General features: G+C 53.5%; 23 protein-coding genes. 7 read left to right on the top strand and 16 right to left on the bottom strand.

The window, feature by feature from the left end:
- Nucleotides 1–25: 25 nt before the first annotated feature.
- The 4 genes from Q4544_RS14535 to Q4544_RS14520 form a co-directional block, all read right to left on the bottom strand.
- Nucleotides 26–631 (bottom strand): LolA family protein, encoded by a 606-nt coding sequence (locus Q4544_RS14535; RefSeq protein ID WP_407063052.1) that lies wholly within the window; start codon nt 629–631, stop codon nt 26–28.
- Between the two features lie 90 nt (nt 632–721).
- Nucleotides 722–3,601, bottom strand: a complete 2,880-nt coding sequence (locus Q4544_RS14530; protein ID WP_303507465.1) for a DNA translocase FtsK — start codon at nt 3,599–3,601, stop codon at nt 722–724.
- A 16-nt stretch (nt 3,602–3,617) separates the two neighbouring features.
- Nucleotides 3,618–4,796 carry an aminotransferase class I/II-fold pyridoxal phosphate-dependent enzyme gene (locus tag Q4544_RS14525; protein ID WP_303507463.1) on the bottom strand — a complete coding sequence of 393 codons (1,179 nt, stop codon included), beginning with the start codon at nt 4,794–4,796 and terminating at the stop codon, nt 3,618–3,620.
- Nucleotides 4,797–4,920: 124 nt separating this feature from the next.
- The gene (locus Q4544_RS14520; protein ID WP_303507462.1) at nt 4,921–6,249 is read right to left on the bottom strand and encodes an amidase; all 1,329 of its coding nucleotides are present in this window, start codon (nt 6,247–6,249) and stop codon (nt 4,921–4,923) included.
- Nucleotides 6,250–6,297: 48 nt separating this feature from the next.
- On the opposite strand from Q4544_RS14520, the gene Q4544_RS14515 reads away from it, so the two are divergent.
- Complete coding sequence (locus tag Q4544_RS14515) at nt 6,298–7,548, top strand: UbiH/UbiF/VisC/COQ6 family ubiquinone biosynthesis hydroxylase (protein ID WP_303507461.1); 1,251 nt, start codon at nt 6,298–6,300, stop codon at nt 7,546–7,548.
- A gap of 3 nt (nt 7,549–7,551) precedes the next feature.
- Here Q4544_RS14515 and Q4544_RS14510 read toward each other — a convergent pair whose 3' ends face one another.
- The 5 genes from Q4544_RS14510 to Q4544_RS14490 all read right to left on the bottom strand — a co-directional run bounded on the left by Q4544_RS14510 (nt 7,552) and on the right by Q4544_RS14490 (nt 11,182).
- The gene (locus Q4544_RS14510; protein ID WP_303507460.1) at nt 7,552–7,734 is read right to left on the bottom strand and encodes a Trm112 family protein; all 183 of its coding nucleotides are present in this window, start codon (nt 7,732–7,734) and stop codon (nt 7,552–7,554) included.
- On the bottom strand, nt 7,731–8,375 hold the full coding sequence (locus Q4544_RS14505) for an LON peptidase substrate-binding domain-containing protein (protein WP_303507459.1): 645 nt from the start codon (nt 8,373–8,375) through the stop codon (nt 7,731–7,733). Before Q4544_RS14505 ends, Q4544_RS14510 begins: the two co-directional genes overlap by 4 nt.
- A gap of 27 nt (nt 8,376–8,402) precedes the next feature.
- Nucleotides 8,403–9,317 (bottom strand): thioredoxin, encoded by a 915-nt coding sequence (trxA, locus tag Q4544_RS14500; RefSeq protein WP_303507458.1) that lies wholly within the window; start codon nt 9,315–9,317, stop codon nt 8,403–8,405.
- 132 nt (nt 9,318–9,449) lie between these two features.
- Nucleotides 9,450–10,238 carry an exodeoxyribonuclease III gene (locus tag Q4544_RS14495; protein WP_303507456.1) on the bottom strand — a complete coding sequence of 263 codons (789 nt, stop codon included), beginning with the start codon at nt 10,236–10,238 and terminating at the stop codon, nt 9,450–9,452.
- 257 nt (nt 10,239–10,495) lie between these two features.
- The gene (locus tag Q4544_RS14490) at nt 10,496–11,182 is read right to left on the bottom strand and encodes a response regulator transcription factor (protein ID WP_303507454.1); all 687 of its coding nucleotides are present in this window, start codon (nt 11,180–11,182) and stop codon (nt 10,496–10,498) included.
- Nucleotides 11,183–11,343: 161 nt separating this feature from the next.
- Here Q4544_RS14490 and ribA point away from each other — a divergent pair, with 161 nt between their 5' ends.
- Both ribA and Q4544_RS14480 read left to right on the top strand, forming a co-directional pair.
- Entirely contained in the window at nt 11,344–12,435 is a 1,092-nt protein-coding gene (gene ribA / locus Q4544_RS14485) for a GTP cyclohydrolase II (protein ID WP_303507452.1), read from the top strand.
- Entirely contained in the window at nt 12,432–12,926 is a 495-nt protein-coding gene (locus Q4544_RS14480) for a L,D-transpeptidase (protein WP_303507450.1), read from the top strand. Before ribA ends, Q4544_RS14480 begins: the two co-directional genes overlap by 4 nt.
- 76 nt (nt 12,927–13,002) lie before the next feature.
- Here the strand turns inward: Q4544_RS14480 and Q4544_RS14475 are convergent, their stop codons facing one another.
- Both Q4544_RS14475 and Q4544_RS14470 read right to left on the bottom strand, forming a co-directional pair.
- Nucleotides 13,003–13,656, bottom strand: coding sequence for a YggS family pyridoxal phosphate-dependent enzyme (locus tag Q4544_RS14475; protein WP_303507448.1), 654 nt, complete (start codon nt 13,654–13,656; stop codon nt 13,003–13,005).
- Nucleotides 13,657–13,765: 109 nt separating this feature from the next.
- A complete protein-coding gene (locus tag Q4544_RS14470) occupies nt 13,766–14,581 on the bottom strand; it encodes a porin (RefSeq protein ID WP_303507446.1) in 816 nt (271 codons plus the stop codon).
- Between the two features lie 293 nt (nt 14,582–14,874).
- Here Q4544_RS14470 and Q4544_RS14465 point away from each other — a divergent pair, with 293 nt between their 5' ends.
- On the top strand, nt 14,875–15,381 hold the full coding sequence (locus tag Q4544_RS14465; protein ID WP_303507445.1) for a DUF3576 domain-containing protein: 507 nt from the start codon (nt 14,875–14,877) through the stop codon (nt 15,379–15,381).
- 244 nt (nt 15,382–15,625) lie between these two features.
- On the opposite strand, the gene Q4544_RS14460 is transcribed toward Q4544_RS14465, so the two are convergent.
- Nucleotides 15,626–16,165, bottom strand: coding sequence for a hypothetical protein (locus tag Q4544_RS14460; RefSeq protein WP_303507443.1), 540 nt, complete (start codon nt 16,163–16,165; stop codon nt 15,626–15,628).
- Between the two features lie 177 nt (nt 16,166–16,342).
- Nucleotides 16,343–17,596, bottom strand: coding sequence for a glycosyltransferase family 4 protein (locus tag Q4544_RS14455; protein ID WP_303507441.1), 1,254 nt, complete (start codon nt 17,594–17,596; stop codon nt 16,343–16,345).
- 165 nt (nt 17,597–17,761) lie between these two features.
- On the opposite strand from Q4544_RS14455, the gene leuS reads away from it, so the two are divergent.
- From leuS to holA, 3 genes are read left to right on the top strand one after another with little or no spacing between them, the layout of a single operon-like run.
- Nucleotides 17,762–20,326: a leucine--tRNA ligase gene (leuS, locus tag Q4544_RS14450; protein WP_303507440.1), complete on the top strand. Its 2,565-nt coding sequence runs from the start codon at nt 17,762–17,764 to the stop codon at nt 20,324–20,326.
- Nucleotides 20,313–20,810 carry an LPS assembly lipoprotein LptE gene (gene lptE, locus Q4544_RS14445; RefSeq protein ID WP_303507439.1) on the top strand — a complete coding sequence of 166 codons (498 nt, stop codon included), beginning with the start codon at nt 20,313–20,315 and terminating at the stop codon, nt 20,808–20,810. The genes leuS and lptE overlap by 14 nt, the downstream gene beginning before the upstream one ends.
- The gene (gene holA / locus Q4544_RS14440; RefSeq protein WP_303507438.1) at nt 20,807–21,832 is read left to right on the top strand and encodes a DNA polymerase III subunit delta; all 1,026 of its coding nucleotides are present in this window, start codon (nt 20,807–20,809) and stop codon (nt 21,830–21,832) included. Before lptE ends, holA begins: the two co-directional genes overlap by 4 nt.
- Before the next feature lie 64 nt (nt 21,833–21,896).
- Here the strand turns inward: holA and Q4544_RS14435 are convergent, their stop codons facing one another.
- The 3 genes from Q4544_RS14435 to Q4544_RS14425 all read right to left on the bottom strand — a co-directional run bounded on the left by Q4544_RS14435 (nt 21,897) and on the right by Q4544_RS14425 (nt 24,863).
- Nucleotides 21,897–22,325, bottom strand: a complete 429-nt coding sequence (locus Q4544_RS14435; RefSeq protein WP_303507437.1) for a GFA family protein — start codon at nt 22,323–22,325, stop codon at nt 21,897–21,899.
- A gap of 61 nt (nt 22,326–22,386) precedes the next feature.
- Nucleotides 22,387–23,544, bottom strand: a complete 1,158-nt coding sequence (locus Q4544_RS14430; RefSeq protein WP_303507436.1) for a TIGR03862 family flavoprotein — start codon at nt 23,542–23,544, stop codon at nt 22,387–22,389.
- Nucleotides 23,541–24,863 (bottom strand): mechanosensitive ion channel family protein, encoded by a 1,323-nt coding sequence (locus tag Q4544_RS14425; protein ID WP_303507435.1) that lies wholly within the window; start codon nt 24,861–24,863, stop codon nt 23,541–23,543. The genes Q4544_RS14430 and Q4544_RS14425 overlap by 4 nt, the downstream gene beginning before the upstream one ends.
- Nucleotides 24,864–25,009 lie beyond the last annotated feature (146 nt).

Here is a 25,009-nt window from a genome sequence, read left to right as displayed (position 1 = left end):
TAAAGGGGCCTGATTGGCCCCTTTATTAGTTGTCATCATTTGGAGCTCTGAGAACTTTGAGCCGCTCGATGTTGAACAAAGAGTTCGCAAGTTTCACATCTCGCTTCAATTCTCCAAGAACAACTGTTGTTGTTCCACCATTCCCATCGTTGATCACCCATTGTCGCAACTGTACCGGATTGCCCGTGAAATGCATTTGAATTGAGCCATATTCTGGGTTCTTGGGATCTTGGGCTGTAACGGTTGTCGCGGTGCCATCGTAGCTGTGCCCAACAACCATATCGCGCTGCTTTAAATTCACGTTCCGCTCTAAGATCACCCAAAGCGGTGTACGCCGTAACGGGTAGGATTCTGGCGGCTCATTCGATTTCTTATCAAAGATGGCGACCTGGCCACTACCAGCCATCACCAGCGCTGCTTCGGGCGGGTCATATTCAAATCGCGCTCGGCCTGGCCGCTTAATCAAGAGCTTGCCAGTTGAGATGGAATTGTCATCGTTAATCTGCGTAAAGCTCGCCTCGGCAGAACCAAGATCATTGAGATACGCCGAAATTGCATCCAACGAGAGCTTTTCAGCAAACGCTGGGGCGGTCATCGCTACCCAAAGGGCAGGAACCATTAGAAATCGCATGTGTTTCATATCTTTAACTTAGGTACAAAAAAGGGCGGATACAGCCCGCCCCTTTTTAGAATTTCGTGTTTCGGCCTAAAACCGCTCAGATTATTGTTCTGGAATTAGAATTTCACGCTTACCAACATGGTTCGCAGAAGACACGACACCCTCATCTTCCATCTGCTCCACCAATTTCGCGGCTTTATTGTACCCGATGGAAAGCTTCCGCTGAATATAAGAGGTCGAACATTTTCGATCTTTGATCACGATGGCGACGGCCTGATCATACAATGCGTCTTCGCCATTTGTGTTGCCACCAAGGCCAAGAACAGCATCAATATTATCCGCCTTATCGTCCTTCGGTCCTTCGACAACGCCGCCGATGTATTCAGGTTCGCCAAAGCTCTTAAGATGGTTCACGATTTCTTCGACTTCTTCGTCGCTGACAAACGGACCATGGCAACGCGTGATTTTAGAACCACCCGCCATGTACAACATGTCACCCATGCCAAGAAGCTGCTCAGCCCCCATCTCACCAAGAATGGTGCGGCTATCAATTTTCGAGGTCACTTGGAACGAAATCCGAGTTGGGAAGTTCGCCTTGATCGTACCGGTGATAACGTCAACGGACGGACGCTGTGTCGCCATGATCAAGTGAATACCAGACGCACGCGCCATCTGTGCAAGACGCTGAATGCAGGCTTCGATTTCTTTACCTGCCACCATCATCAGATCGGCCATCTCGTCTACAACGACGACGATGTATGGCATTTTCTCTGGTACGATCTCCTCTGTTTCAAAGACCGGTTCGCCAGTCTCGTCATCAAATCCAGTTTGAACAGTCCGGCTAAAGGTCTCGTTCTTTTTCAGCGCATCTTCGACACGACTGTTGTAGCCATCAATGTTCCGCACGCCCATTTTGGACATCTTACGATAGCGATCTTCCATCTCGCCAACGGTCCATTTCAAAGCCACAACCGCCTTTTTGGGGTCGGTCACAACAGGGGACAGGAGGTGTGGGATACCGTCATAAACGGAAAGTTCCAGCATTTTAGGGTCGATCATGATCAACCGGCATTCCTCTGGTGTCAGCTTATACAACAACGACAAGATCATTGTGTTGATCGCAACCGATTTACCGGAACCCGTGGTACCCGCAATCAACAGGTGAGGCATCTTGGCCAAGTTCGCGACAACTGGATCGCCACCGATGTCTTTTCCCAATGCCAGCGGTAATTTTCCGTTGCCAGTGTCATATTCGCGCGATGACAGGATTTCGCGGAATGCCACCATTTCACGTTTCTCGTTAGGCAGTTCAATACCAATGACCGAGCGGCCCGGAACCGTAGAAACACGTGCTGACAATGCAGACATAGAACGCGCAATATCGTCTGACAGACCAATAACACGGCTTGCTTTCAAGCCTGGCGCAGGCTCCAGCTCGTACATGGTAACAACTGGGCCGGGGCGAACCGAAACGATTTCACCTTTTACACCGTAGTCATCTAGCACAGCTTCGAGCATCCGCGCATTTTCTTCGAGTGCTTCATCGCTCAGAACATAGCGTTCGATATTTTCTGCGCTGTTCAAAAGGCTCAGAGGTGGCAATTCAAAGCTGCTAGAGCGCTCTTCGAAAGCCAACTGTGGCTGCGCTTCGGCCTTTGCGCGTGCGGATGGCTGCACCGCTTTGCGTGGTGGGTGCTGCACAACCTTGCGTGGCTCAGGCGTAGGGATTTGCTGCGCTCTGCGCTGAATAGGAACAACCGGTGCTTCGATAATTTCTTCTTCAGCCTCAACATATGGTGCCATCATCTCTGGCTCTTCTGCGTAAGGCTGTTCAACATAAGGCGCCTCAACAGCAACCGGTGCCGCAGGCTGCGCCATGCTCGCTGTCAACGGTGGTTCCGGAGGCAACTGGGTATCTGCATGCGGCTGCAAAACCAAAGGCTCTGGACCGCGACCCAATCCTTTGGTGACTGGTGCAAGGTCAGGCGCATAAACAGGTTTATTGCTACGCACACGGCTTTTAATCACGTCTGCAATCTTAGCTTTGATACGATCGTCACCCGGCATATCACGCACTTCGGATTCCAGCATTGGTTCAACCAACTCTGGCTCCGGCATAGGCTCTGAACGCTTGATCAGGTTAGGAACACGCGCCAATAGGCTTGGCTTAGGTGCCTCTTCTAAAACAGGCTCCGGCTGCGCATAGGCTTGCTGATATGCTGGCACATCCTCGACAACTGGGTCATCTGCCCATTGATCCGCCACGGATGCCGCCTGTGTACGGCGTTCGTTGCGGCGGGCTTGAACGGTTTGCGCCGCAGAAACTGCGCCGGACGCGCCGCGTCCAAGCAAAGTCATCAAATTGGCGTAGGTCATGATCACGCCAACCATCAGGAACCGGCCAACGAAAGACAATTCTGGTTTCGTGAAACCCATGACAAATAAGATCAACGCCAGAACGCCCAATCCCATCAGGAACGACATCAGCTTGAGGCCAAGGACAGCGCCAACTGGTAGGATCGTCAAAACTGCGCCTAAAATGGTGTCGCCAAACAAGCCACCCAGCCCAAAGCTGTGGGTCCAGCTGTCATTTGGGACCAATGTGGCGGCATAGACTGCGCCAAGCGCCAAAACGATAGGTGCGAAAATGGCGCGGCTCATGGCGCGCTCTTCGCCACGATGTAAAGCAAACCGCAGGCCCCACGCCAATGCGACCAGCGCAACGCCCCAGCTGCTCCAGCCAATAATCATAAACAACGGTGCAGAAACAGATGCGCCAAAACGGCCCATCCAGTTTTGCACTGGCGCATCCGTAGCTGACATCCAATTTGGGTCATCCGGGGTATAAGAAGCAATCATCGCCGAGGCCATCAACCCGACCAAGATCAAGGCAATGCCAATCAACTCTTTGCCGCGCTTTTCCAAGGCGGCCTGTGTGTTGCTGTCCAGAAGCGGATCTCGTCCACGTGCCTGATATGCCATCTTTAACCCTCGATACTTATGCGAACAGGCAGGCGCGAATTGTCTTCAGCGCTGCTGTTACGTCGTTTTTTGGAGCCACAAGTGCGACCCGAATATATGGTTTCCCGGGGTTCTCCCCGTTGACGTCTTTGCTCAGGTAAGCCCCGGGCAATACACGAACGCCCGTCTCTTTCCAAAGTTTCAAAGCCGCAGTTTCCCCGTTTTCTACAGGGAGCCATAAGAAAAAGCCCGCCTGTGGGCTTTGGTAGCCAGGAAGGTCAGCAAAGACCTGATCCGCTACATCAAATTTTTCGGCATAGAGCCGACGGTTTTCTTCAACATGGGCCTCATCATCCCACACCTTTTCCGAAGCGCGTTGCAACGGTAAAGGAAGCGGAGCACCAGAGTAAGCACGTAGTTGCTTGATCCGTTTTAGGCTTTCTGGACCGCCAGCCACAAAGCCGGACCGCAAGCCTGGCAAGTTGCTACGCTTGCTCAACGAATGGAAAATCAGAACGCGCTCTGGGTCTGCGCCCATGTCTTGCGCAACACGCAAAGCACCATCTGGTTTCGCGTCACGGTAAATTTCTGAATAACACTCGTCCGCAAAAATCTTGAAATCATACGTCTCGGCTAATGAAATCAATTTTTCCAGGTAAGCCCGGCTCGCTATGGCGCCTTGTGGGTTCGACGGCGAGCACACATAAGCCACGGCCACGCGTTTCAGCACATCTTCGGGCAATAGGGAATAATCCGGCATAAAACCGTTTTCCGCAGTCGCTGGGCAGAAATACGGCTCTGCCGCCACAGAAATCGCCGCGATCATATAGACTTGGTAGAATGGATTAGGCGTCAAAACGATTGGTTTCTGGCCATTCTTCGTCTCTGGGCACAGCGCCATGGCCGCATTGTACAGGCCCTCACGAGTACCATTCAAAGCCATGACCTGCGTCGCAGCATCGACCTTTGCACCAAACCGACGATCAATCCAACTCGCAATCGCTTGCTGTAGTTCGGGCGTACCGTCATTCGGGGGGTAACGATTAAAACCTGCCGCATTATCTGCGATAATTTGGCTAACCCACTGAGGAAACTCGTGTTTCGGTTCACCGATCGTCATGTGAACGACATCACCACCCGGCTCGTGAGAGTCGAGAAGGCTCCGCAGGCGCGGAAACGCATAAGCCGGAAGGTTCGAAAACCGCTCGGGGAACATCCAATACTGCCTCAGTTTGTCGGGATCATTTGCGCCCCGTTTGTGGATAAATTAACCAAATGAACCAGCGGCGTCCAGAAAAACCCGGAGTTTCCCGAAGGTTGTGGCATTTACGCCAAGTCGATTAGGTCAAAACCCGCTCAGCGGCAGCAGCAATACGAAGAAGACGTTCCTCTTGGAATGGTTGTCCAAACAGCATCAATCCACAGCTTGGAACGCCCGTAGGCAATGTAATGCCACAAAGCCCCATCAAATTTCCGATCCTCGTATTGCGCAAAGCCAATAGGTTTTCTTCGACGTAATATTCCTTGTCATGCTGCAACCGCGCTAAATTCGGCGGCAAGATCGGAGCTGTCGGGCAAATAACGGCGTCAAACCCTGCGACACGCTGATTCCAACGCTCTCGCAATGCTTTCAGTTCGCGCCAAGCGGCGACGTACTGCGGGCCAGAAAACTGTGCCCCCGACCTAAATCGCGCAAGAATTTCCGCGAACATCACATCCGGATTTGATTCAATTTCTTCCTGCCAAACGCCATAAGCTTCGGAGGTAAACAGAACCGCACTCATCGACATGGCCCGCGCAACTTCTGGCGCTGTGATTTTAGTGACGTGCCCGCCCGCGTCTTTTATCCGCTGCACTGCTGTTTCAAACGCCTTTAGCGGCTCATCACGCACGCTTTCCATCGCGGACGTTTCCAAAATCGCAAACTGCATGCCCCTAAGCGATGCACCTTGCAGATCAGGAACAGCCCCACCTTCAAGAACTGCCAAACTCAGCGCCGCATCTTCGACGGTTCGACAGATTGGTCCGACAGTATCAAATCGTGGACATAGCGGTACAACACCATCACTTTGAATACGGCCCCAAGTCGTTTTCAACCCAACCAAGTCATTCCAGGCCGCCGGAATACGCACCGATCCGCCTGTATCCGACCCAATTCCGACAGCGGCCAAATCAAACGCGACCGAGGACGCTGCCCCAGACGAAGAACCACCGGGAACCGCCCCAGCATCGTTCACACAAGGCGGCGTCGCTGTAACGGGATTAAATCCGAGACCTGAAAACGCGAGCTCGGACATGTGGGTTTTTCCCAAGCACACCAAACCTAGCTTTGTTGCGTTCTCAAGCACTTTCGCGTCCTTGTTTGGAACACGGCCTTTTAGCAAAGCAGAGCCGGCCTCTGTTACCGTGCCCGCACTATCAAATAGGTCTTTCCAGCTGATGGGCACCCCGTCTAAAGCGGACAATCGCTGCCCAGCACGCGCGCGTTCGGCAGCGGCTTCTGCTTCGGCCATAGCGCGATCATGGGTCACCTGCGAATAAATCTTATCGCGATGCTCGTGACTATCAATTGCTCCTAAAAACGCTTGGGTCAGCGCAACGGGATCAATTGCACCTTCTCCGATCCCCTGCCCTAATTTCGCGGCACTCATTTTTAGCCAATCAAACATCGCTCGCTCCGAAAATGTCTTTTGTGAACGGTAGCGGCCCTACGGCGCATGGACAATCCCGAAGCATGCAGCATATTGAGAAGTATGGACTATGATTGCGATATTTTGATTGCCGGTGGTGGCCTAAACGGCCCTGCCCTGGCTCTTGGCTTAGCCCAAGCGGGCTTTCGCGTAACGATGGTAGACAATCGATCAGAGCGCGCGCGTGCCGACAGCAATTTTGACGGGCGCGGATATGCGTTAGCGCTTGCATCAAAACGGTTGCTGAATGCCATCGGCGTTTGGGCAGATGTCGCCAAAGACAGCCAACCGATGCTGGACATCAAAGTCACCGATGGCCGCGCTGGCGAAGGTCCATCGCCGTTCTTTTTGCACTTTGATCACACCGAACTCGAAGAAGGCCCCATGGGTTTTATGGTCGAGGATCGTTTTCTGTACCGCGCCTTCTTAAAAGCCGTGCAGTCAGAGCCGAACATCACCCAGATCAACGAAGATAGCGTTGTCGATCAAGAGATCACACCAGCAGGAGTAATCGCAACACTGGCATCAGGACGCACAATTACTGCAAAGCTCTTGGTTGGTTGTGATGGACGCAAAACGGGCGTTGGTAAACGCGCAGGCATTCGTCGTACGGGTTGGGAATACGGCCAAACCGCACTTGTCTGCGCGATTGAGCACGCCTTACCGCACAACGGTATTGCGCATCAGTTCTTTATGCCCCCCGGTCCATTGGCGATTTTGCCACTGCCGGGCAATCGCAGCTCTATCGTTTGGACTGAAACAGACGATAACGCCAAAGCCATTCATGCGCTGAGCGACAAAGATTACCTAGCCGTCCTTCGCCCACGATTTGGCGACTTCCTTGGGGAAATTTCACTTGCTGGCGCGCGGTTCACTTATCCGCTTGGCCTAACAGTCGCAGATCGTTTTGTTTCAGAGCGCGTGGCGCTCGTTGGCGATGCGGCACACGGTTTACACCCCATTGCGGGCCAAGGTCTAAACGCCGGCCTGCGCGATGTTGGTGCATTGGTTCAAGTCCTGACCGAGGCAAAACAACGCGGCGAAGACATCGCCTCTATCCTAGTCCTAGAACGCTATGAGCAATGGCGCCGCTTTGACACGCAATCCTTAGTGGCCACAACAGACCTCACGAATAAGCTCTTTTCCAACGACAATCCGTTGCTGCGGATAGGCCGTGATCTAGGGCTTGGATTGGTCAATCAGGTGCCGGGACTGCGCCGCAGGTTCATGCGCGAAGCAGCCGGTCTAACCGGTGATCTACCTAACTTGATGCGCTAAGGCTTAAGCCAACTCGCGGGCTTCATCTATCAACATGATCGGAATGCCATTGCGGATTGGGAACGCAAGATGTGCACCACGCGAGATCAATTCTTGCTTGTCCGCATCATATTCCAACGGGCCCTGAGATTGCGGGCAAATCAATGACTCAAGCATTTTGCGGTCAAATTTCGGCTTCGTGTTCATTGCATCCGATCCTCTGCATCTCCGCCCAACAGCGAATATTCCATTAATGTCGCCAGTATTTCACGGCGTTTCGTAAGCGTCGGCGCTTCAAGAAGCGCCTGTTTATCTTCGACTTGAAAGTCCAACAGCATGGATAAAGAGTTGATCAACAACTCATCATCCGCATCTTTCAATGATTCCCAATCGGTCGACAAAGACTGCGCGTCAAAGAAACGCTCCAACAGAATTAGGAACGTTTTACGATCAAATTCCGGATCATGTTCAAACGCGCCTAGATCGCAATGAAACGGCGGCCACTCGGGCCGACACCGACGATAAGGTTGAAATCCCTGGACCTCTTGTTCAATCGCAAACCGGGACACCCCGGTCAACGTGACCATGTAGCGGCCATCTTCTGTTTCAGCGAATTGTGTCACGCGCCCTGCGCATCCGACCTGATGCAATTGAGGATCAGCGCCTACCGAATTTGGCACGGGCTGCACCATACCGATCATCCGTTCACGCGATTTCAGTGCATCTTCGAACAGCGCGAGGTAGCGCGGCTCAAAGATGTGCAGCGGCAACCGTGCGCGCGGCAGCAACAAAGCACCTGGCAAGGGAAATACCGGCAGCAAGTCTGGCAGATCAGCGGCTTTAAACATGCCCTAAACTCTAGCGCTTATTCAGCTTTAGGCAAATATCATTGAGCTCAAACGACGACGACCGTTCAAAACCACCGGATCTTGCGGCGTCAACGCGTCGAAAATTGTGAACAATTGCGCCTTAGCAGCACCGTCATTCCACTCGCGATCACGACGGAACAGTTCAAGCAATTCATTAACCGCTGCTTCCTGATCATCAGCAGCAACCAAAGCTAAAGCTAGGTCAAACCGCGCTTGATGATCATCTGGATTGCCATCGACAACTGCGCGCAATTCTGTGACCGGTCCTGCGCTTTCAGCTTGTTTCGCCAAATCAATTTGCGCCCGCACGGATTCAATCTCTGACGCTTCGGAGATCTCTGCAGGTACACCGTTCAGAATGGCTTCCGCCTGATCCAAATCACCCAGTGCAATATGGGACCGCGCCAAACCAGAAAAGGCCAATGCGCTCATTGGATCTTCTTCAAGGATTGCTGCAAAAACCTGCGCCGCATCTTCTGCGGCACCCTGTGTCAGCATCTCTTCTGCGGTTTCAAGCGCTTCACCCAAACCGCCGTCTGCTTCAACACCTGCTTTTTCAGCAACGCGCTTTACAAAATCTTCGATTTCACTCGGCGGGACTGCACCTTGAAACCCATCAATTGGCTGGCCCTGATAAAACGCAAACACGGTCGGAATAGATTGCACGCGCAACTGACCCGCAATCGCCTGGTTCTCATCCACATTGACCTTAGCCATTGTGACAGCGCCCTTGGCCTTGGTCACAGCTGCTTCTAGCGCAGGGCCTAGCGTTTTACATGGGCCGCACCATGGCGCCCAGAAATCTACGATGACAGGTGCCTGCATCGAGGCGTCGACAACGTCCTGCATGAACGTCGCTTCGGACACATCTTTGATAAGATCAGTCGCTGGCGCTTCGGCGCCTTGTCCCAATTCAAGCATGGTTCATTCCCTAAATATCTACTTGGCCTCTATATGGCCCTTTCCATCGTGCATGCCAAGGTCAAGCCAGTCACGCTTTTCACCTTTGCAAAAATACTCCGGGGTGAGGCCAAGGGCCGAGGGGCAGAGCCCCTAGATATCAAACGTTGCAAATACGGGAGCATGGTCGCTAGGTTTTTCCCAGCCTCGCACATCCCGCAGAACGCGACTGGAGTGGCCAGAGGATGCAATATCAGATGTCGCCCAAACGTGATCCAGACGGCGTCCTTTGTCGGCTGCGTCCCAATCTTTGGCGCGGTAGCTCCACCAGCTGTACAGCTTTCCGTCTGGTATATCTTTGCGCGTCACATCGACCCAATCACCAGCCTCTTGCGTTTCTGCAAGATGCTCCACTTCGATGGGCGTATGACTCACAATTTTCAAAAGCTTTTTGTGGTCCCACACGTCATCTTCACGCGGTGCGATGTTCAAATCGCCTACTAGAATTGATTTCTGTGGTTTCTCCGCACGGAACCAATCGCGCATGTCTGTTAGGTAATCCAACTTCTGACCGAATTTTTCGTTCTTCTCACGATCAGGAACATCGCCACCCGCAGGCACATAAAAATTGTGGACGGTCACACCGTTTTCCAAGGTCCCCGCGATATGGCGAGCATGGCCTAGGTTCGCAAAATCCTGTGCGCTGGATTCAACCATTGGGATTTTCGACAGGATCGCCACACCGTTGTAGCCCTTTTGGCCACGTGCAACCATATAGCGGTATCCAAGGGCCTCAAAGCCTTCGGTTGGGATCAACTCAACCGGGCTTTTACATTCCTGCAAACAAAGGACATCAGGCGCTTCTTCTTCCAACAGTTTTAAAACAATTGGTTCGCGCAGACGCACAGAGTTAATATTCCAAGTGGCAAGTGTAAAAGACATGGCGCGCTCCGAAAGTTCACGATTTGTGCCAACCTAATCAAAGGCCGGCCAACATGCCACCTCAATCGAAATTACGCATAAAAAAAAGGTCCGGACGTTTGTCCGGACCAGTCCAACAGGGAGGTACATACCATAACCCGGATATGCGCGGGAACTCTTGTCTTACCTACATGGGTGTCATGGTGAGCCCTGCCAAGTCAACTGATCCAAAAAAGTTTCAAATGCACCTGTTGCAGGGGGAACTCACCCATGAGTTGTTAGGCAACCAAACGATATCCGCCAGATTCCGTAACCAAAAGACGAGCATTGCTTGGATCAGGCTCGATTTTTTGACGCAATCGGTAGATGTGTGTTTCCAACGTGTGGGTGGTTACGCCCGCGTTGTAGCCCCAGACTTCGTGCAACAAAACATCACGTGCCACGACACCATCTGTGCTGCGGTAGAGGAACTTTAGAATGTTGGTTTCTTTTTCCGTCAGACGGATTTTGCGATCATCCTCGGTTACAAGAACCTTCATTGCGGGTTTGAACGTATACGGCCCTAGGGTGAATACAGCGTCTTCGCTTTGTTCGTGCTGACGCAATTGTGCGCGAATGCGCGCCAAAAGAACCGGGAATTTAAATGGCTTAGACACGTAGTCATTCGCGCCGGCATCCAAACCAAGAATGGTATCAGCGTCTGTGTCATGGCCTGTCAGCATCAAGATAGGGCTCTTAACACCCTGCTTGCGCATCAGGCGGCAAAGCTCGCGGCCGTCAGTGTCTGGCAATCCTACATCAAGGATTACGAGGTCATATAGACCCTCCTTGACACGACCCATAGCTTCGGTGCCGTTTGCGGCCTCAAAGACATCAAAATCTTCGGTCATCACCAATTGCTCTGACAGAGCTTCGCGCAGATCGTCATCATCGTCGACGAGTAGAATTTTCTTGAGCTGTCCCATTGAGGGTCTCCGTATTGTGTTTCCAAAGAGTTGCGCGCTCTTGGGCAGTTTCTCAAGGTATGCTGCAATAATTTCACGCCGTCGTGTAAATGCGTGTGGAAATGTTTCACAATCTTTCAAAAATCGCTACATCTGACGGGCCAAACCAACAAGAGGCCTGCATGAGTTTCGCTCCGAATATCATTGAACGACTGGCCCGCGCCCGCGCAGATTTGCGCATGGGCGTTCCAATTGTGCTGACAGACGCCGGAAAAGCCTTTTTGGTTTTATCCGCAGAAACGCTTGAAAACGAGCGACTTATGGATGTTCAGATGCTTGGGCAGCCGGTTGGTCTTGTCGTCACGGCACGGCGTGCAGAGACGTTAAAAGCCCGCGCTTATGATCAAGATTTGGCGCGGATCATTCTACCAAAGGATGCAACAACAGATTGGGTCAGATGTGTTGCTGACCCGGCAGATGATCTAAAAATGCCGTTCAAGGGGCCTTTCAAAACATTCCGCGGTGGAGATGTTTCATTACACCGTTTGGCATTGGACATCGTGAAATCGGCGCAGCTTTTGCCAGCTGTTGTGATCACTTTGCTTGAAAACGCCGGTGAATTTGCGATGAATTACGGTTTGACGGTGATCCCCAAGAGCGTGGCAGAGCCGCATTTTCTTGCTTCTAGCCCGATGAATTCGGTGATTCACGCACGGCTACCAATGACTGCGGCCGAGGCTGGAAGGTTACATATTTTCCGCCCCGAGGATGGCAACGAAGAGCACTATGCCATTGAAATTGGACGACCTTCTCGGGACAAGCCCGTTTTGGCGCGACTGCATTCAGCCTGTTTTACCGGTGATGTTTTGGGTTCGTTGAAATGCGATTGCGGTCCGCAGTTGAATGGCGCATTGGCGCAGATGGGTGATGAAGGCGAAGGGGTTTTGCTATACCTCAATCAAGAGGGGCGCGGGATTGGACTTGCCAATAAAATGCGGGCCTATTCGTTGCAGGATCAGGGGTTTGATACCGTTGAAGCCAACCATCGCCTAGGGTTCGAAGATGACGAACGCGACTTTCGAATTGGGGCTAATATCCTGAAAAAGCTTGGATTTTCTTCTGTTCGCCTTCTGACGAACAACCCGAAGAAAATCAAAATGATGGAAGACACCGGGGTTTCGGTCGCAGAGCGTGTGGAGCTTAAGGTTGGCAAGAATCGTCATAACGAAGCCTATCTTGCGACGAAAGCTTCGAAGTCAGGGCATTTGCTGTGAACGATCTGATTTTGACTCCAACGGGGGTACGGTTTGCCGGTCGCCGGTTTCCGTGCACCATTGGGAAGGGCGGAATTTCTGTTTTAAAACAAGAAGGTGACGGTGCGACTCCGGTTGGAACGCATCGAATTGTTGGCATGTTTTATCGCCCAGATCGCATGACCGCGCCACAGCCTTGGGCGCGCCCTATCGGGATCAATGATCTATGGTCCGATGCCAGCGATGATCCGCAGTACAACAATCTAGTACGCGCGCCTTATGGGCCTAGTCACGAGTGCCTCCGTCGAGCCGATCCGCTGTATGATCTTGTTTTCATTACAGATTGGAATTGGCCAAATGCGACTGCTGGCAAAGGGTCAGCCATTTTTCTGCATCAATACCGGCGTAAGGGTTATCCGACAGAGGGCTGCATCGCGTTCCGGCGTGATCATCTGCGTTGGATTGCAGAGCGTATTTCCATCGGAACACGCGTAATTGTGCCAAGCTTTTAGACGCAACGGCCGGTTGGTTTACCGCTTATAAATGTGGAAATTCGTACGTTTCAAGCCACCAAACGTACGATTCGATTTAGCCGTAATCGCGTGCGCCAAAAATGGCAGAGCCAACCCGAACATGGGTAGCACCTAGGGCGACAGCTTTTTCGAAATCACCACTCATCCCCATCGACAATCCAGCGACATCATTCCGCGCGGCGATTTTGCGTAAGAGTGAGAAATGAAGACTGGCCTCTTCATCGGCAGGCGGAATGCACATCAGGCCAACGATGGGCAGATCAAGCGCACGGCATTCAGCGATGAAGCTATCTGCCTCTGCCGGAAGGACGCCGGCCTTTTGCTCTTCTTCACCGGTGTTCACCTGAATGAAAAGATCGGGGCAATGACCCAACTCTTGGGCGAGGCGGGCAATTGTATTGGCGAGCTTTGGACGGTCTAGGGAATGGATGGCTTGAAACAACTCCATCGCTTGGCGGGCTTTGTTGGTTTGCAACGGGCCGAGCAGATGAACCTGTGTGTCCGGGAACGTCTCACGGAAGGCAGGCCATTTGCCTGCAACTTCCTGGACTTTGTTTTCACCAAACAGAGTGTGGCCTTGCTCAAGAACCTCTTGCACGCGCTCGTTGGGCTGCACCTTGGACACAGCGATCAGCTGAGTGCTGCCTTGGTCACGGCCAGCGTTGGTTTCTGCTTTGTGAATACGTGCCTGAATTTCAGATAGCGACATCTGGATTGCCTCTAATTTGCCTTTGGCGGGCACAGAACACCAAAAGCGGGCAAAAGAAAAGGGCAGGTCCGAGGACCTGCCCTAAATTAGGTACTTCTGCTTCTAAGAATTAGAAGGAGAAGGAGATACCTAGGTCAGCAACAGTTGTGTTGTTAACTTCGCCAATGCCACCCGCAAGAGTCGCGCCGCCGAGGTCGTATGCAACACCGATGCCGTAACCTTCAGATGCGCCGGACTCAGCGTATACTGCAGTAACAGTAACGTCACCAGTTGTGTAAGAACCTTCTAGGCCCAGAGAGTCAGCAGTCGCGTTGTCTGCGTAGAATACTTTCGCACCAAATGCGCCAGCAGAGTAACCCAAAGTCAGGTTTACTTGCTCTGCACCAGCAGTTTCACCGTAACCAAGGTCAACGGAGAATGCGTCGAAAGAAGCAGATGCGCCGATTGCCCAGTCATTGTTGGAAGAGTCAACAGATGCTGCAACAGCGATATCACCAAATGCATAGTCTACACGAACATCGTGGGAACCGTAAGCGTTGATTTCTGCAACGTTATCGACACCGATACCGTCGTAACCTAGATCAGCAACACCACCACGGTCGTTTGCTTCACCGATGTCACCAACAGTCAATTTCAGACCGTTGTAAGATACGAATACTTCTGGATCAGCAATGTCGCTAGTTGCGCCAGCAGCATTGTTTGCAGAGTTGTCAGAAGACGCGTCTAGGTCAACAGATGCACCGAATGCAACGCCGCCGTCAGTTTCGCCTGTGCCAACAATGTTGAAGTCGATTTCGTTGTGAACAGTAGTTGTAGTACCGTTGTACTTCAGACCCATGTTCGCTTCACCAGTTACGGCGATGTCTGCGGATGCGATACCGGCGGTCAGAACCAGCGCGGTAGAAGCAAGAAGAACATTTTTCATTGTGTTTCCCTCGGATTTCCAAATTTCTGCCCCAGCCGGAGAATCCGGAGTGGGTATGAATGAGTGTTTCTCTCTTTTCGGGGTCACATTGCAAGCTTCGGAAACATGGCCCCCTGAATGTGCGATTAAGTTGATGCATGTTTGTCACACTTGCGGTGCACCAATGCCCCACTCTCGGCATAGTCATGCGGTTGCGCCCCCCGTACGCCCATATATACAGAATAGGGAAAATCCTTGCTCTAGGCCTTTTGCTTGGATAGGACGTTACAGAACTGAGCAGATTGGGCAGGACCATGACATTCACATCCTTTGCTAAACTGGCGATTGCCACGGTTGCGCTGAGCGCGCTGGTTTCATGTGGTAGTTTGCGTCGCGGTGGTGGCGATGCGGATAGTTACGGCACAAATACCTCGAGCGCTGATGCCACCAACCGGGCGGTTCCTGTTCAGGAACGGGAAACGACGATTTGGGATATCTTTAAGAAAGATAACAGTGACGTCACCGTTAAGGTGAATAAGTACATTTGGGCGGCGTCTTTGGAGATTTTGGATTTCTTGCCAGTCGAATCTGTTGATCCTTTCTCTGGCGTGATTGTGACCGGATTTGGTACACCGCCGAATGGTGGGCAGTCTTATCGTGCAACTGTTTTGGTGCGTGATCCATCTTTGGATGCGCGGTCTTTGCACGTTGCGTTGCAAACGCGTGGTGGTCGGGCGGTGTCTGGTAGCACGGTGCGAGCGGTCGAGGACGCCATTCTGGCACGGGCGCGTCAGCTGCGGATTCGTGACGGGCGCTTCTAAGGCCTGATACATTGCTGAGATTGATGGGCCCTTTGCGGGGCCCTTTTTGATTCTTAGGGCTTGGGCATATGGCGCAGTACGACGTGTGAGATGCAGCTTTGGATTAGGTTGCTGCGTGGTACATGAAATTGGTTCCGTTGTTTTCCAGGCGAGCGACTCGGTCCTGGACGGATGCGCCGTATAAGTGGCACGTTAATAATGGCTCGGGTGTTGGTGATTGAGAAGACCGGGAGTGTTTAGACCGTTATTCCATGTGATCATGCACGAAAATGTACCAATAAAGCTCTGCGTGCTCTTGCAGCAAGCAATGCGCTTTTGCGACATCTGAGGGATAGGAATCCTCTGGCGCCACGTCATTTAGCCAAGGTTTGAATCGGAGGTTTGCAAAGGTCCGGACGTATTCGCACCCTAGCTCTGCTGTTGCCAGGCCGTGATCCATGGGCAATTTGCGCAACTGGTGGGCCATCGATTTTTTGTCTGGGAACTTGGCGTGCAGGTCATTGTGCATCTGACTTTGCAATTCAGAAGACATGTTAGACAGGCATGAATATCCCGCGCGTGCGATTTCTGGGGTGACTGTTTTGTAATCAAGCTTGAGACATTGTTCGAGAATGGGCTGAACGCAGGTCGCCATGGCATCGCTTCGATACTCCGCGTTTTTTGAATAGGGCGTATCGTTGAGGCATTTTAGCAGGTTGATGAACGGGCCGCTTTCTTGTGCCGTTGTTTGAAATGGGAGCGCCAAGAGCGCGAGGGATGTGATGAGTGCAAATAACTGTTTCAAATAACTTACCTAAATAATGAGTAATTAAAGTGAGCTTTGCCCGTGAAATGTTTCAAACCCCGGGGTCGTTTCGGTTAATTCCGCTTCGCAATATGCAATCATGGGCATAACGATGGGTTCCGTGTCCTTGTTCCAGACGGGACCACCGTAAAACCCATCTTTGATCCGATCGCGGACCTAAATCTCTGTCCCGCCAGCCTTGGCGTTGTACAGCCGATTCACCCAATCCAGTTGCTTGGGCAGACAGACCGTTTTCAAATCATAATCAGATTTGATCAATTCGCGGGCGTTTTGGCCCATGGAATGGCGGGCGTCGGCGTCGTTAAGGACATCGTTAACTTGATCGACAAGCGCGTCTTTGTCGAAGAAATCCACGAGGCGGCCGGTTTGGTTGTGGGTGATGACTTCGCGGACGGGGGCGGTGTCGCTGGCGATGATGCTGGCGCCGCAGCTCATGGCCTCTAGCAGGGACCAGCTGAGAACGAAGGGGTAGGTCAGGTAGACGTGTGCGCGAGAGATTTGCAGCAGGGACAGGAATTGGTCGTAGGGAATCTTACCCAAGAAATGCACGCGATCCCAGTTGGGGGTCGAGATTTGGCCGCGCACCTCGTCGATGTAGGTTTGCTTCCACGTTTTGCCGTTGGTTGGGGCGGGGCCGTAGGATTGGCCATCGCCGCCGACAATTAGGACGCGGGCATTGGGGCGGGTTTTTAGGAGGCGCGGCAGGGCGCGCATAAAGATGTGGTAGCCGCGATAGGGTTCTAGGTTGCGGTTTACGAAGGTGATGACTTCGTCGTCGCGCGTCAGGGTATCGTCGCCAACTTTGAGCGAGGCCTTGGGATTCGGCGCGGCTTGGGCGGTGTCGATGCCGTCGTGAATGACGCTGATGCGGTCTTGGTATTTCTGCGGGAAGGTGCTGGCCTGATATTGCGTGGGGCTAAGGCCCATATCGCCAAGTGGGAAGTGCAGCGCGTTGTTAAGGTTTTTCATGCGCAGACGCATGGCGTCGTTTTGGCCACCGGATTTTGGGAACTCGGGATCAAAGCCGACATCCCCGGCCTCTTCTTCATAAAAGAGTTCGTAATAGAGGCCGATCCGCGCCTCGGGCCAAACATCGCGTAGGAACATAGCCTCACCCCAACCGGGGTGGGCCACAATCACGTCAGGGGAAAAGCCGCGTGCCTTTAGGTCACGAGCGGCCATCATGCAGGCTTCGCCCCGGATCACCTTGGTGTCGAGGTCACGCAGCCATGGATGAGCGCTTTGTTGGTCGCGTTTAATGGCGTAGGGCAAGACACGAACGCCGCGCCAATTGGTCGGCTCTTTGACACGTAATGTCAGGGCAACGCATTTGTGCCCCTGTGCCGCCAAAGCGGGGGCGAGGTTTTTATATTGCCCCGGAAAGTTTTGGTGAATGAAAAGAATATTCATTTAGGCCTGCCTGAAAATGGATTGCTTTGGTTATAGACTGGTCTGAATCCCGCAGGAAACCGCATTTTTTTCAAGCAGCACTGGACCACGGGGCCTGTGCGGCCTATCACCTCTGCGACTGTGCCCTTGGATGGGTGAGATATAGAATTGAAAGGGATTTCCCGCATGACGCGCTATACCCCCGCGGAAATCGAAGCGAAGTGGCAAGAGGCCTGGGATAAGGCTGATACGTTCAAGGCTGTTCGAGACCCGAACAAGCCAAAGTATTACGTGTTGGAAATGTTCCCGTATCCGTCGGGCAAGCTGCACATGGGCCACGTGCGCAACTATACAATGGGTGACGTGATTGCCCGTTATAAGATGTCTACGGGCCACAACGTTTTGCACCCAATGGGGTTTGATGCATTCGGCATGCCTGCGGAAAACGCGGCGATGGCGTCGGGCGGTCACCCGAAGGATTGGACCTATTCCAACATCGACACGATGGTCGAGCAAATGAAGCCATTGGGCTTGTCGTTGGATTGGTCGCGCATGTTTGCGACATGTGATGTGGAATATTACGGCCAGCAGCAGGCGCTGTTCTTGGATATGCTGGACAAGGGTCTGGTGTACCGCAAGAACGCGGTCGTGAACTGGGACCCGGTTGATATGACCGTTCTGGCGAACGAGCAGGTCGAAGGCGGACGTGGCTGGCGCTCTGGTGCGTTGGTGGAACGTCGTGAGCTGACGCAGTGGTTCTTTAAAATCTCGGATATGTCCGAAGAGCTGTTGGCGTCTTTGGATGATCTGGAAAACTGGCCTGCGAAAGTGCGCCTGATGCAGGAAAACTGGATCGGCAAGTCACGTGGTTTGCAGTTTGGTTTCGAGCGTGTGGATGGCGAAGAGGCGATTGAGGTTTATACCACTCGCCCGGATACGCTGCATGGCGCGTCTTTCGTCGGTATTTCACCGGATCACCCGATTGCGAAGCAGTTGGAAGCGGAAAACCCTGATGTGGCGGCCTTTGTGGCTGAATGCCGCAAGGGTGGCACGACAGAAGAAGCGATTGAAACCGCTGAGAAGCTGGGCTTTGACACAGGCATCAAGGTCAAGCATCCGCTGAACCCCGATTGGGAACTGCCGGTTTGGATCGCGAACTTTATCCTGATGGATTACGGCACGGGTGCGATTTTCGCCTGCCCGGCGCATGATGATCGTGATTTCGAATTCGCAACAAAGTACGAGCTGCCGATTGTCCCGGTGTTTGAACCGGTGAACGGCGATGCCGTCAAAGGTGCATATGTTCCGGGCAAAACGGACATGGTGCGTTACGTCAAAGGCTTTGGCGTTGATGGCGAGACCACTGGCGAAGACGCGGTGAATGCATCGGTTGATGCGGCTGAAGCTGCTGGCTGGGGCGAAGGCGTGACCAAGTATCGTCTGCGTGACTGGGGGCTTTCCCGTCAGCGGTATTGGGGTTGCCCGATTCCGGTTGTGCATTGTGATGACTGCGGCGTGGTACCTGAAAAGAAAGAGAACCTGCCGGTTGAGTTGCCTTATGATGAGGGCGGCAAGCCGATTGATTTTTCTGTTCCGGGCAATCCGCTGGACCGTCATCCAACGTGGCGTGATTGTTCTTGCCCGTCTTGTGGCAAGCCTGCGCAGCGTGAAACTGACACGATGGATACCTTTGTGGATTCGTCATGGTATTTCGCGCGCTTTACGGCGCCGCGTGCTGACACGCCAACCGATATGGCGGATGCTGAATACTGGATGAACGTCGATCAGTATATCGGCGGGATTGAACACGCGATCTTGCACCTGCTGTATTCGCGCTTCTTTGCGCGGGCGATGAACATCACGGGGCATTTGCCGGACAAATCCAAAGAGCCGTTTGATGCGCTGTTCACACAGGGCATGGTGACACATGCGATTTACAAGAACGCAGAGCGGACGGATGACAATGGCCGGGCGGTTTACCACTATCCGAACGAAGTCGAAGAGCGCGATGGCGAGACTGTCGTCAAAGAAACCGGCGAAAAGATCAAAGTGATCCCGTCGGCGAAAATGTCGAAGTCTAAGAACAACGTTGTTGATCCGCTGGCGATTATTTCGGCCTATGGCGCGGATACGGCGCGTTGGTTCGTGTTGTCTGATTCCCCTCCAGAGCGGGATGTGGAATGGACAGCATCCGGTGCCGAGGCAGCGTATAAGCACCTAACCCGCGTTTACCGCATTGCGGCAGAGGCTGCGGCGGCGACCGGTGAGGGCAAAGGCGACGAAGACCTGCTGCGCGAAACGCACAAAGCGATCCGCGATGTGACTTTGGGTGTGGAAAGCTTTGGCTTTAACGCCTCCATCGCAAAGCTGTACGGTTTCACCAACACCTTGGCGAAGTCCAAGGCGGGTGCGGACACCAAGCGCGAGGCGGCGAAGGTTCTGGCGCAATTGATGTCCCCTATGACGCCACACTTGGCCGAAGACATCTGGCAATTGCTGGGTGGCGAGGGTCTGATTGTGGACGCGCCTTGGCCTGTGGCCGACGAGGCCATGTTGGTTGAAGCGTCAGTGACCTTGCCGATCCAAATCAACGGCAAACGCCGTGGGGAAATCAATGTTGCTGCAGATTTGCCAAAGGAAGAGATTGAAAAAATCGTTCTGGCGCATGATGCTGTGACCAAGGCGTTGGATGGGGCCCAACCCAAAAAATTGATTGTTGTCCCTGGTCGGATTGTAAATGTCGTCATTTAACCGTCGTACGTTTTTAACTTTGGCTGCTGGCCCGCTGGTGATGGCGGGCTGCGGCTTTACCCCGGTGTACGGGCCAGACAGCGCCGCGCGCCAATTGCGGGGCACAGTTTTGGTGGATGAACCGAACACCAGCGATGGTTTTGTGCTGACTCGTCAGTTAGAGCACCGCTTGGGCCGTGCAGATCAGGCGCGCTATGGCTTGTCCGTTGCTTTGGAAACACGCGAAGAAGGTGTCGCGCTGACCCGTGACAACCGCACCACGCGGATCGAAGTGATTGGCGAGGCGACCTATGCGTTGCGTGATCTGGACAGCAAAGAAGTGTTGATCAGCGGTAAGGTCGATAGCTTTACCGGTTATTCCACAACCGGTTCAACCGTTGCGCAATTGGCGGCGGAACGTGATGCGCGGGAGCGGTTGATGACCATTCTTGCCGATCAAATCACCCTACGCCTTGTCGCCAAAGCGGACACTTTGCCCGCATGAAGCTATCGCCGCGCGACGCCAACCGCTATTTCGCCAAGCCCGATCCGGCCCGCACAGGGATCTTGATCTATGGGCCGGATGCGATGCGGATTGCGTTGAAGCGGCAAGAAGTGATTGCGGCCTTGATCGGACCGCAAGGCGAAGAGGAAATGCGCCTGACCCGTATTCCCGGGGCCAGCCTGCGCAAAGATCCTGCACAGTTGATTGACGCGCTAAAGGCGGTGTCGTTCTTCCCCGGTCCGCGGGTGGCTTTTGTCGAGGATGCTAATGACACAGCGGCGCCTGCGATTTTGGCAGCCTTGCAAGATTGGGCGCCGGGGGATGCCCAATTGGTCGTCTCTGCGGGGCAGTTGAAAGCCTCATCTAAGATTCGCAAAGCCTTTGAAGGGCATGACAGCGCCTATGCCGCTGCGATTTACAATGACCCGCCCAGCCGTGAAGAGATTGAGGCCGAGCTGAACAAAGCAGGTCTGACACAGGTTGACCGCGAGGCGATGACTGACCTGACCAACCTGTCCAAAGAACTCGACCCCGGTGACTTTCGCCAAACCATCGAAAAGCTATCGCTATACAAACATGGGGATGCGTCGCCCACGACATCTGAGGATGTGATTGCCTGCGCGCCAACCTCGACCGAGGCGGCGTTGGACGATGTGTTGAACATTGTGGCCGAAGGGCATGCAGGCCAGATTGGTCCCATTATGGTGAAATTACAGGCCCAAGGCACGCAGCCTGTCGGGCTATGCATCGGTGCGACACGCCATTTTCGGGCGCTTTACACGGCGGCCTCTGATCCCGGTGGGGCGGCCCAAGGTATTTCACGCATGCGCCCGCCAATCTTTGGCCCGCGCCGTGACCGGATGTTGCGCCAAGCACAGGGTTGGGGTGCGGCAAAGCTAGAACAAGCGCTTACAATCCTGACAGACACCGATCTGCAATTGCGGAGTGCCGGGCAAAACGCGCCTGCGATGGCTTTGGTCGAACGCGCGCTTCTTCGTTTGGCAATGCTCGCCCGACGTTAAAAAAGGGGCGCTTGGCCCCCTCTTCATCTTTCCAAAAATACTCAAAAAAATCCGACGACTGCGTCTATTCCGGCGATCCGAATAGCGCGATGACTTCTGCCTCTGTCATCGTCTCTAACTCACCTGCAAACGCATATCCGTCCGGTCGTTTATCAACGTAAATTTCGCTGGTCAGCGGGATACCTTTGGGGTCATCCAGCGTGCCAAACCCAATGTGATGATTGCCCTTATACGGCCCATCCAATGTCACGTGGTAAAACAGATTGCTGCCGCAGATATTGCAGAAACACCGCTCTGCCCAGTCAGAGCTTTTGTAGCGGCTGATATGCTCGCCACCTTTGATCGTGACCTCGTCCTCTTTGTAGTGGATGGCCATATAAACACCGCCAGACCACCTGCGGCACATCTCGCAGTGGCAGGCACCGGTCTTGGTCGGCTTATCGGAAACGGTGTAGGTCACGGCGCCGCAAAGGCACCCTCCGGTCGCAGACATAAATCATCCTTTCAAACTAAATCACTGGGGATCACGTAGCATGCCCCACTGACAATCTCTGTCAGGACGCGAGATATTTTGCTGCGTGTTGCCCGGCCCATCGACCTGTCGCAAGGCATGCAGTGATCAGGTAGCCGCCGGTTGGGGCCTCCCAATCCAGCATTTCACCAGCGGCAAAAATACCGGGGTGGGATTTGATCATCAGACCGTCGGTCAGCGCATCAAACTGCAAGCCGCCAGCGGTCGAGATCGCCTGGTCCAATGGGCGCGGGCCATTGTGTGGGATCGGAAGGGATTTGAGCAAAGGTGCAAGGTCGTCCGGAAGCGGGCGACCAAATTCCATCAGCAGCGCCTGTTTCGCGGGATCGAGTTTCAGCGCTTTGCGTAGGAAATTCGATTGGCTCATTTTCCCGCGTGGTTTCGCAAGCCGTTTGCGAATGGTGTCCACATCTAGATCAGGAAGTAGGTCCACGGAAAGCGTGGCGCCTTCGCGCATGGCGCGGGACAGCGCATAGATGCCGCCGCCTTCGATGCCTTGCGCGGAAATGATGAACTCGCCACGGCCTTTTTCTGAACCAGCGTGCAGGGCAACGCCTTTGACGGGTTGGCCGAAATGTTTGGCCATATGCGGTGACCAATCCACGAGAAAACCCATGTTCGCAGGCTGGAACGGCGTGACCGGGGCGTCGACGTGATCGACCCACGCGCCATCTGATCCCAAACGCGCCCAGCTTGCGCCACCGCAAGCAAGGACGCAGCAGTCTGCTGTTAGGGTGACTTGACCGTCGGGTGTATCAAAGACATAGCCGTCTTTTGTGCCGACCCAATGGTGACGTGTTTTGATGTCGACGCCTTGGGTTGCAAGGCGGGCCAACCAACTGCGCAATAGCGGTGAGGCCTTCATGGATTTAGGAAACACGCGACCGGTAGAGCCGGTAAAGGTCTCTTGGCCGTGGCTTTGCGCCCATGCTGTGACCTCGGCTGGGCCAAAGGCTGCAAGCATCGGCTCTATGGCTGGACGCGCTTCGGTGTAGGCCGCCAAAAAGGGTTCAGGGGCCTCGTCCTTGGTTAGGTTCAAGCCAGACTTCCCCGCCATCAAGAATTTGCGGGCAACCGTTGGTTTGGCATCGGCGACGACAACTTTGCGCCCTGCTGCTGACAAGACATCTGCTGCCATCAGCCCTGCGGGACCGCCGCCGATAATAAGTGCTGTTTTCATTCTGAACGCGTTACCAATTCGCCCTTCAGCTCGACCATGCGATGCGGATAGGGGATTTCAATGTTGTTGTCTTTGAGCGCGTTCCAAATGGCGAACAGCACCTTGGGCGTGAATTTGTTCTTACCGTCGTCGATCCCGTTGACCCAGAATTCCACTGCGAAATCGACGCCGGAATCGCCGAAGCCGCGCAATTCGCAATCGGGGCCGTCTGGGTCCTCTAGCACGAAGTCCAACTTGGCGACAGCGGCTTCGATGATTGCGGGGATTTTGTTGATGTCGGTGTCATAGCTCACTGAAAACGGGGCTTCGTAGCGGTTGGCCGATCCGCTGTCAGAATAATTCACGACGCGAGTGGTGATGAAATCCTCATTCGGGACCACGATCCAGCGGCCATCAAAGGTTTCAAGGATGGCGGCACGGGCGGTCATTTTCACGATGGTGCCTGCTTCGCCGCCATCCAGTTCGACATAATCGCCAACGGTTGCCTGCCCTTCGAGCAACAGGATAACGCCCGAAATAAAGTTCGAGGCGATCTTTTGCAGACCAAAACCAAGGCCGACACCAATTGCACCACCCAAGACCGCAAGCGAGGTCAGCGAGATGCCCATGATGTTCATCAACAGCAAAAAGGCGATGCCAAATATCGCGATTTCAGCAGCTTTGGTGGCCAGCTCTCGCATGGCTGGGCGCATTTCTTTTTGGCTTTGGATTAAGGCTGTCGATTGGGCGTTTGACCAGCGCCCCAACCAGAAGATCGCGCCGCCTACGATGGCAAAGCGCACGAGGAACAGCAGTGAAAAGCTAAGGTTGCCCAAGGGCACAACAGTTGCGTCAAGCTTGGCCGTGACAAGCGCCAAAAGGCCCAGCGCATGCAGTGCGGCGACAGGGATTAGGATGTATTTGCCAAGAACCTTAAGGAAACTGTCTTGGATGACTTCTTTGACCAGAATTCGGACGGCCAAGAACAGGATCAACCGATTGCCAAAGGCGATCACAGCGCCAGAGCCAAACACACTGCGCGTGACGTTTTCACCAACGCCGGTCAGCCCGTAGGCAATCAGCGGCAACAAAAGTGGTACGAACTGCAACACAAAGCGGCGAGCTTGTGCCAGATAGCCGTTTTGGTCTTCGGCTGGCGTCAGCAGCTTAGTCAGGATGGGTCGCAGTTTACGCGTAACCCATAAGGCAATCAAAAACGCGACAACCAATATGGCAAATTGGGACCAGGCAGCAGGACTAAGTAGCCAGCCTTCTGCAATGTCCCAGCCTTGTTGGGCAAAGCCCAGTGCCTGTTGAATGATTTCTGGTTGTTGTTCCATGCCCTGCCCCTGTGCGCTGCGCCTTAATCTATTGCCTGTTCATGACAGAAAGCTCAAGAAAAACGATGGGAATTTCCGCAAGGTTGCCTCAGCCCTAGCATGCCATTTTTCTTGATCCAAATACCTTGGGGGTTTGGGGGCAAAGC

The sequence above is a fragment of the Cognatishimia sp. 1_MG-2023 genome, assembly GCF_030548175.1.
Taxonomy (GTDB): domain Bacteria; phylum Pseudomonadota; class Alphaproteobacteria; order Rhodobacterales; family Rhodobacteraceae; genus Cognatishimia.
This window is presented reverse-complemented; position numbering and strand designations above follow the sequence as displayed.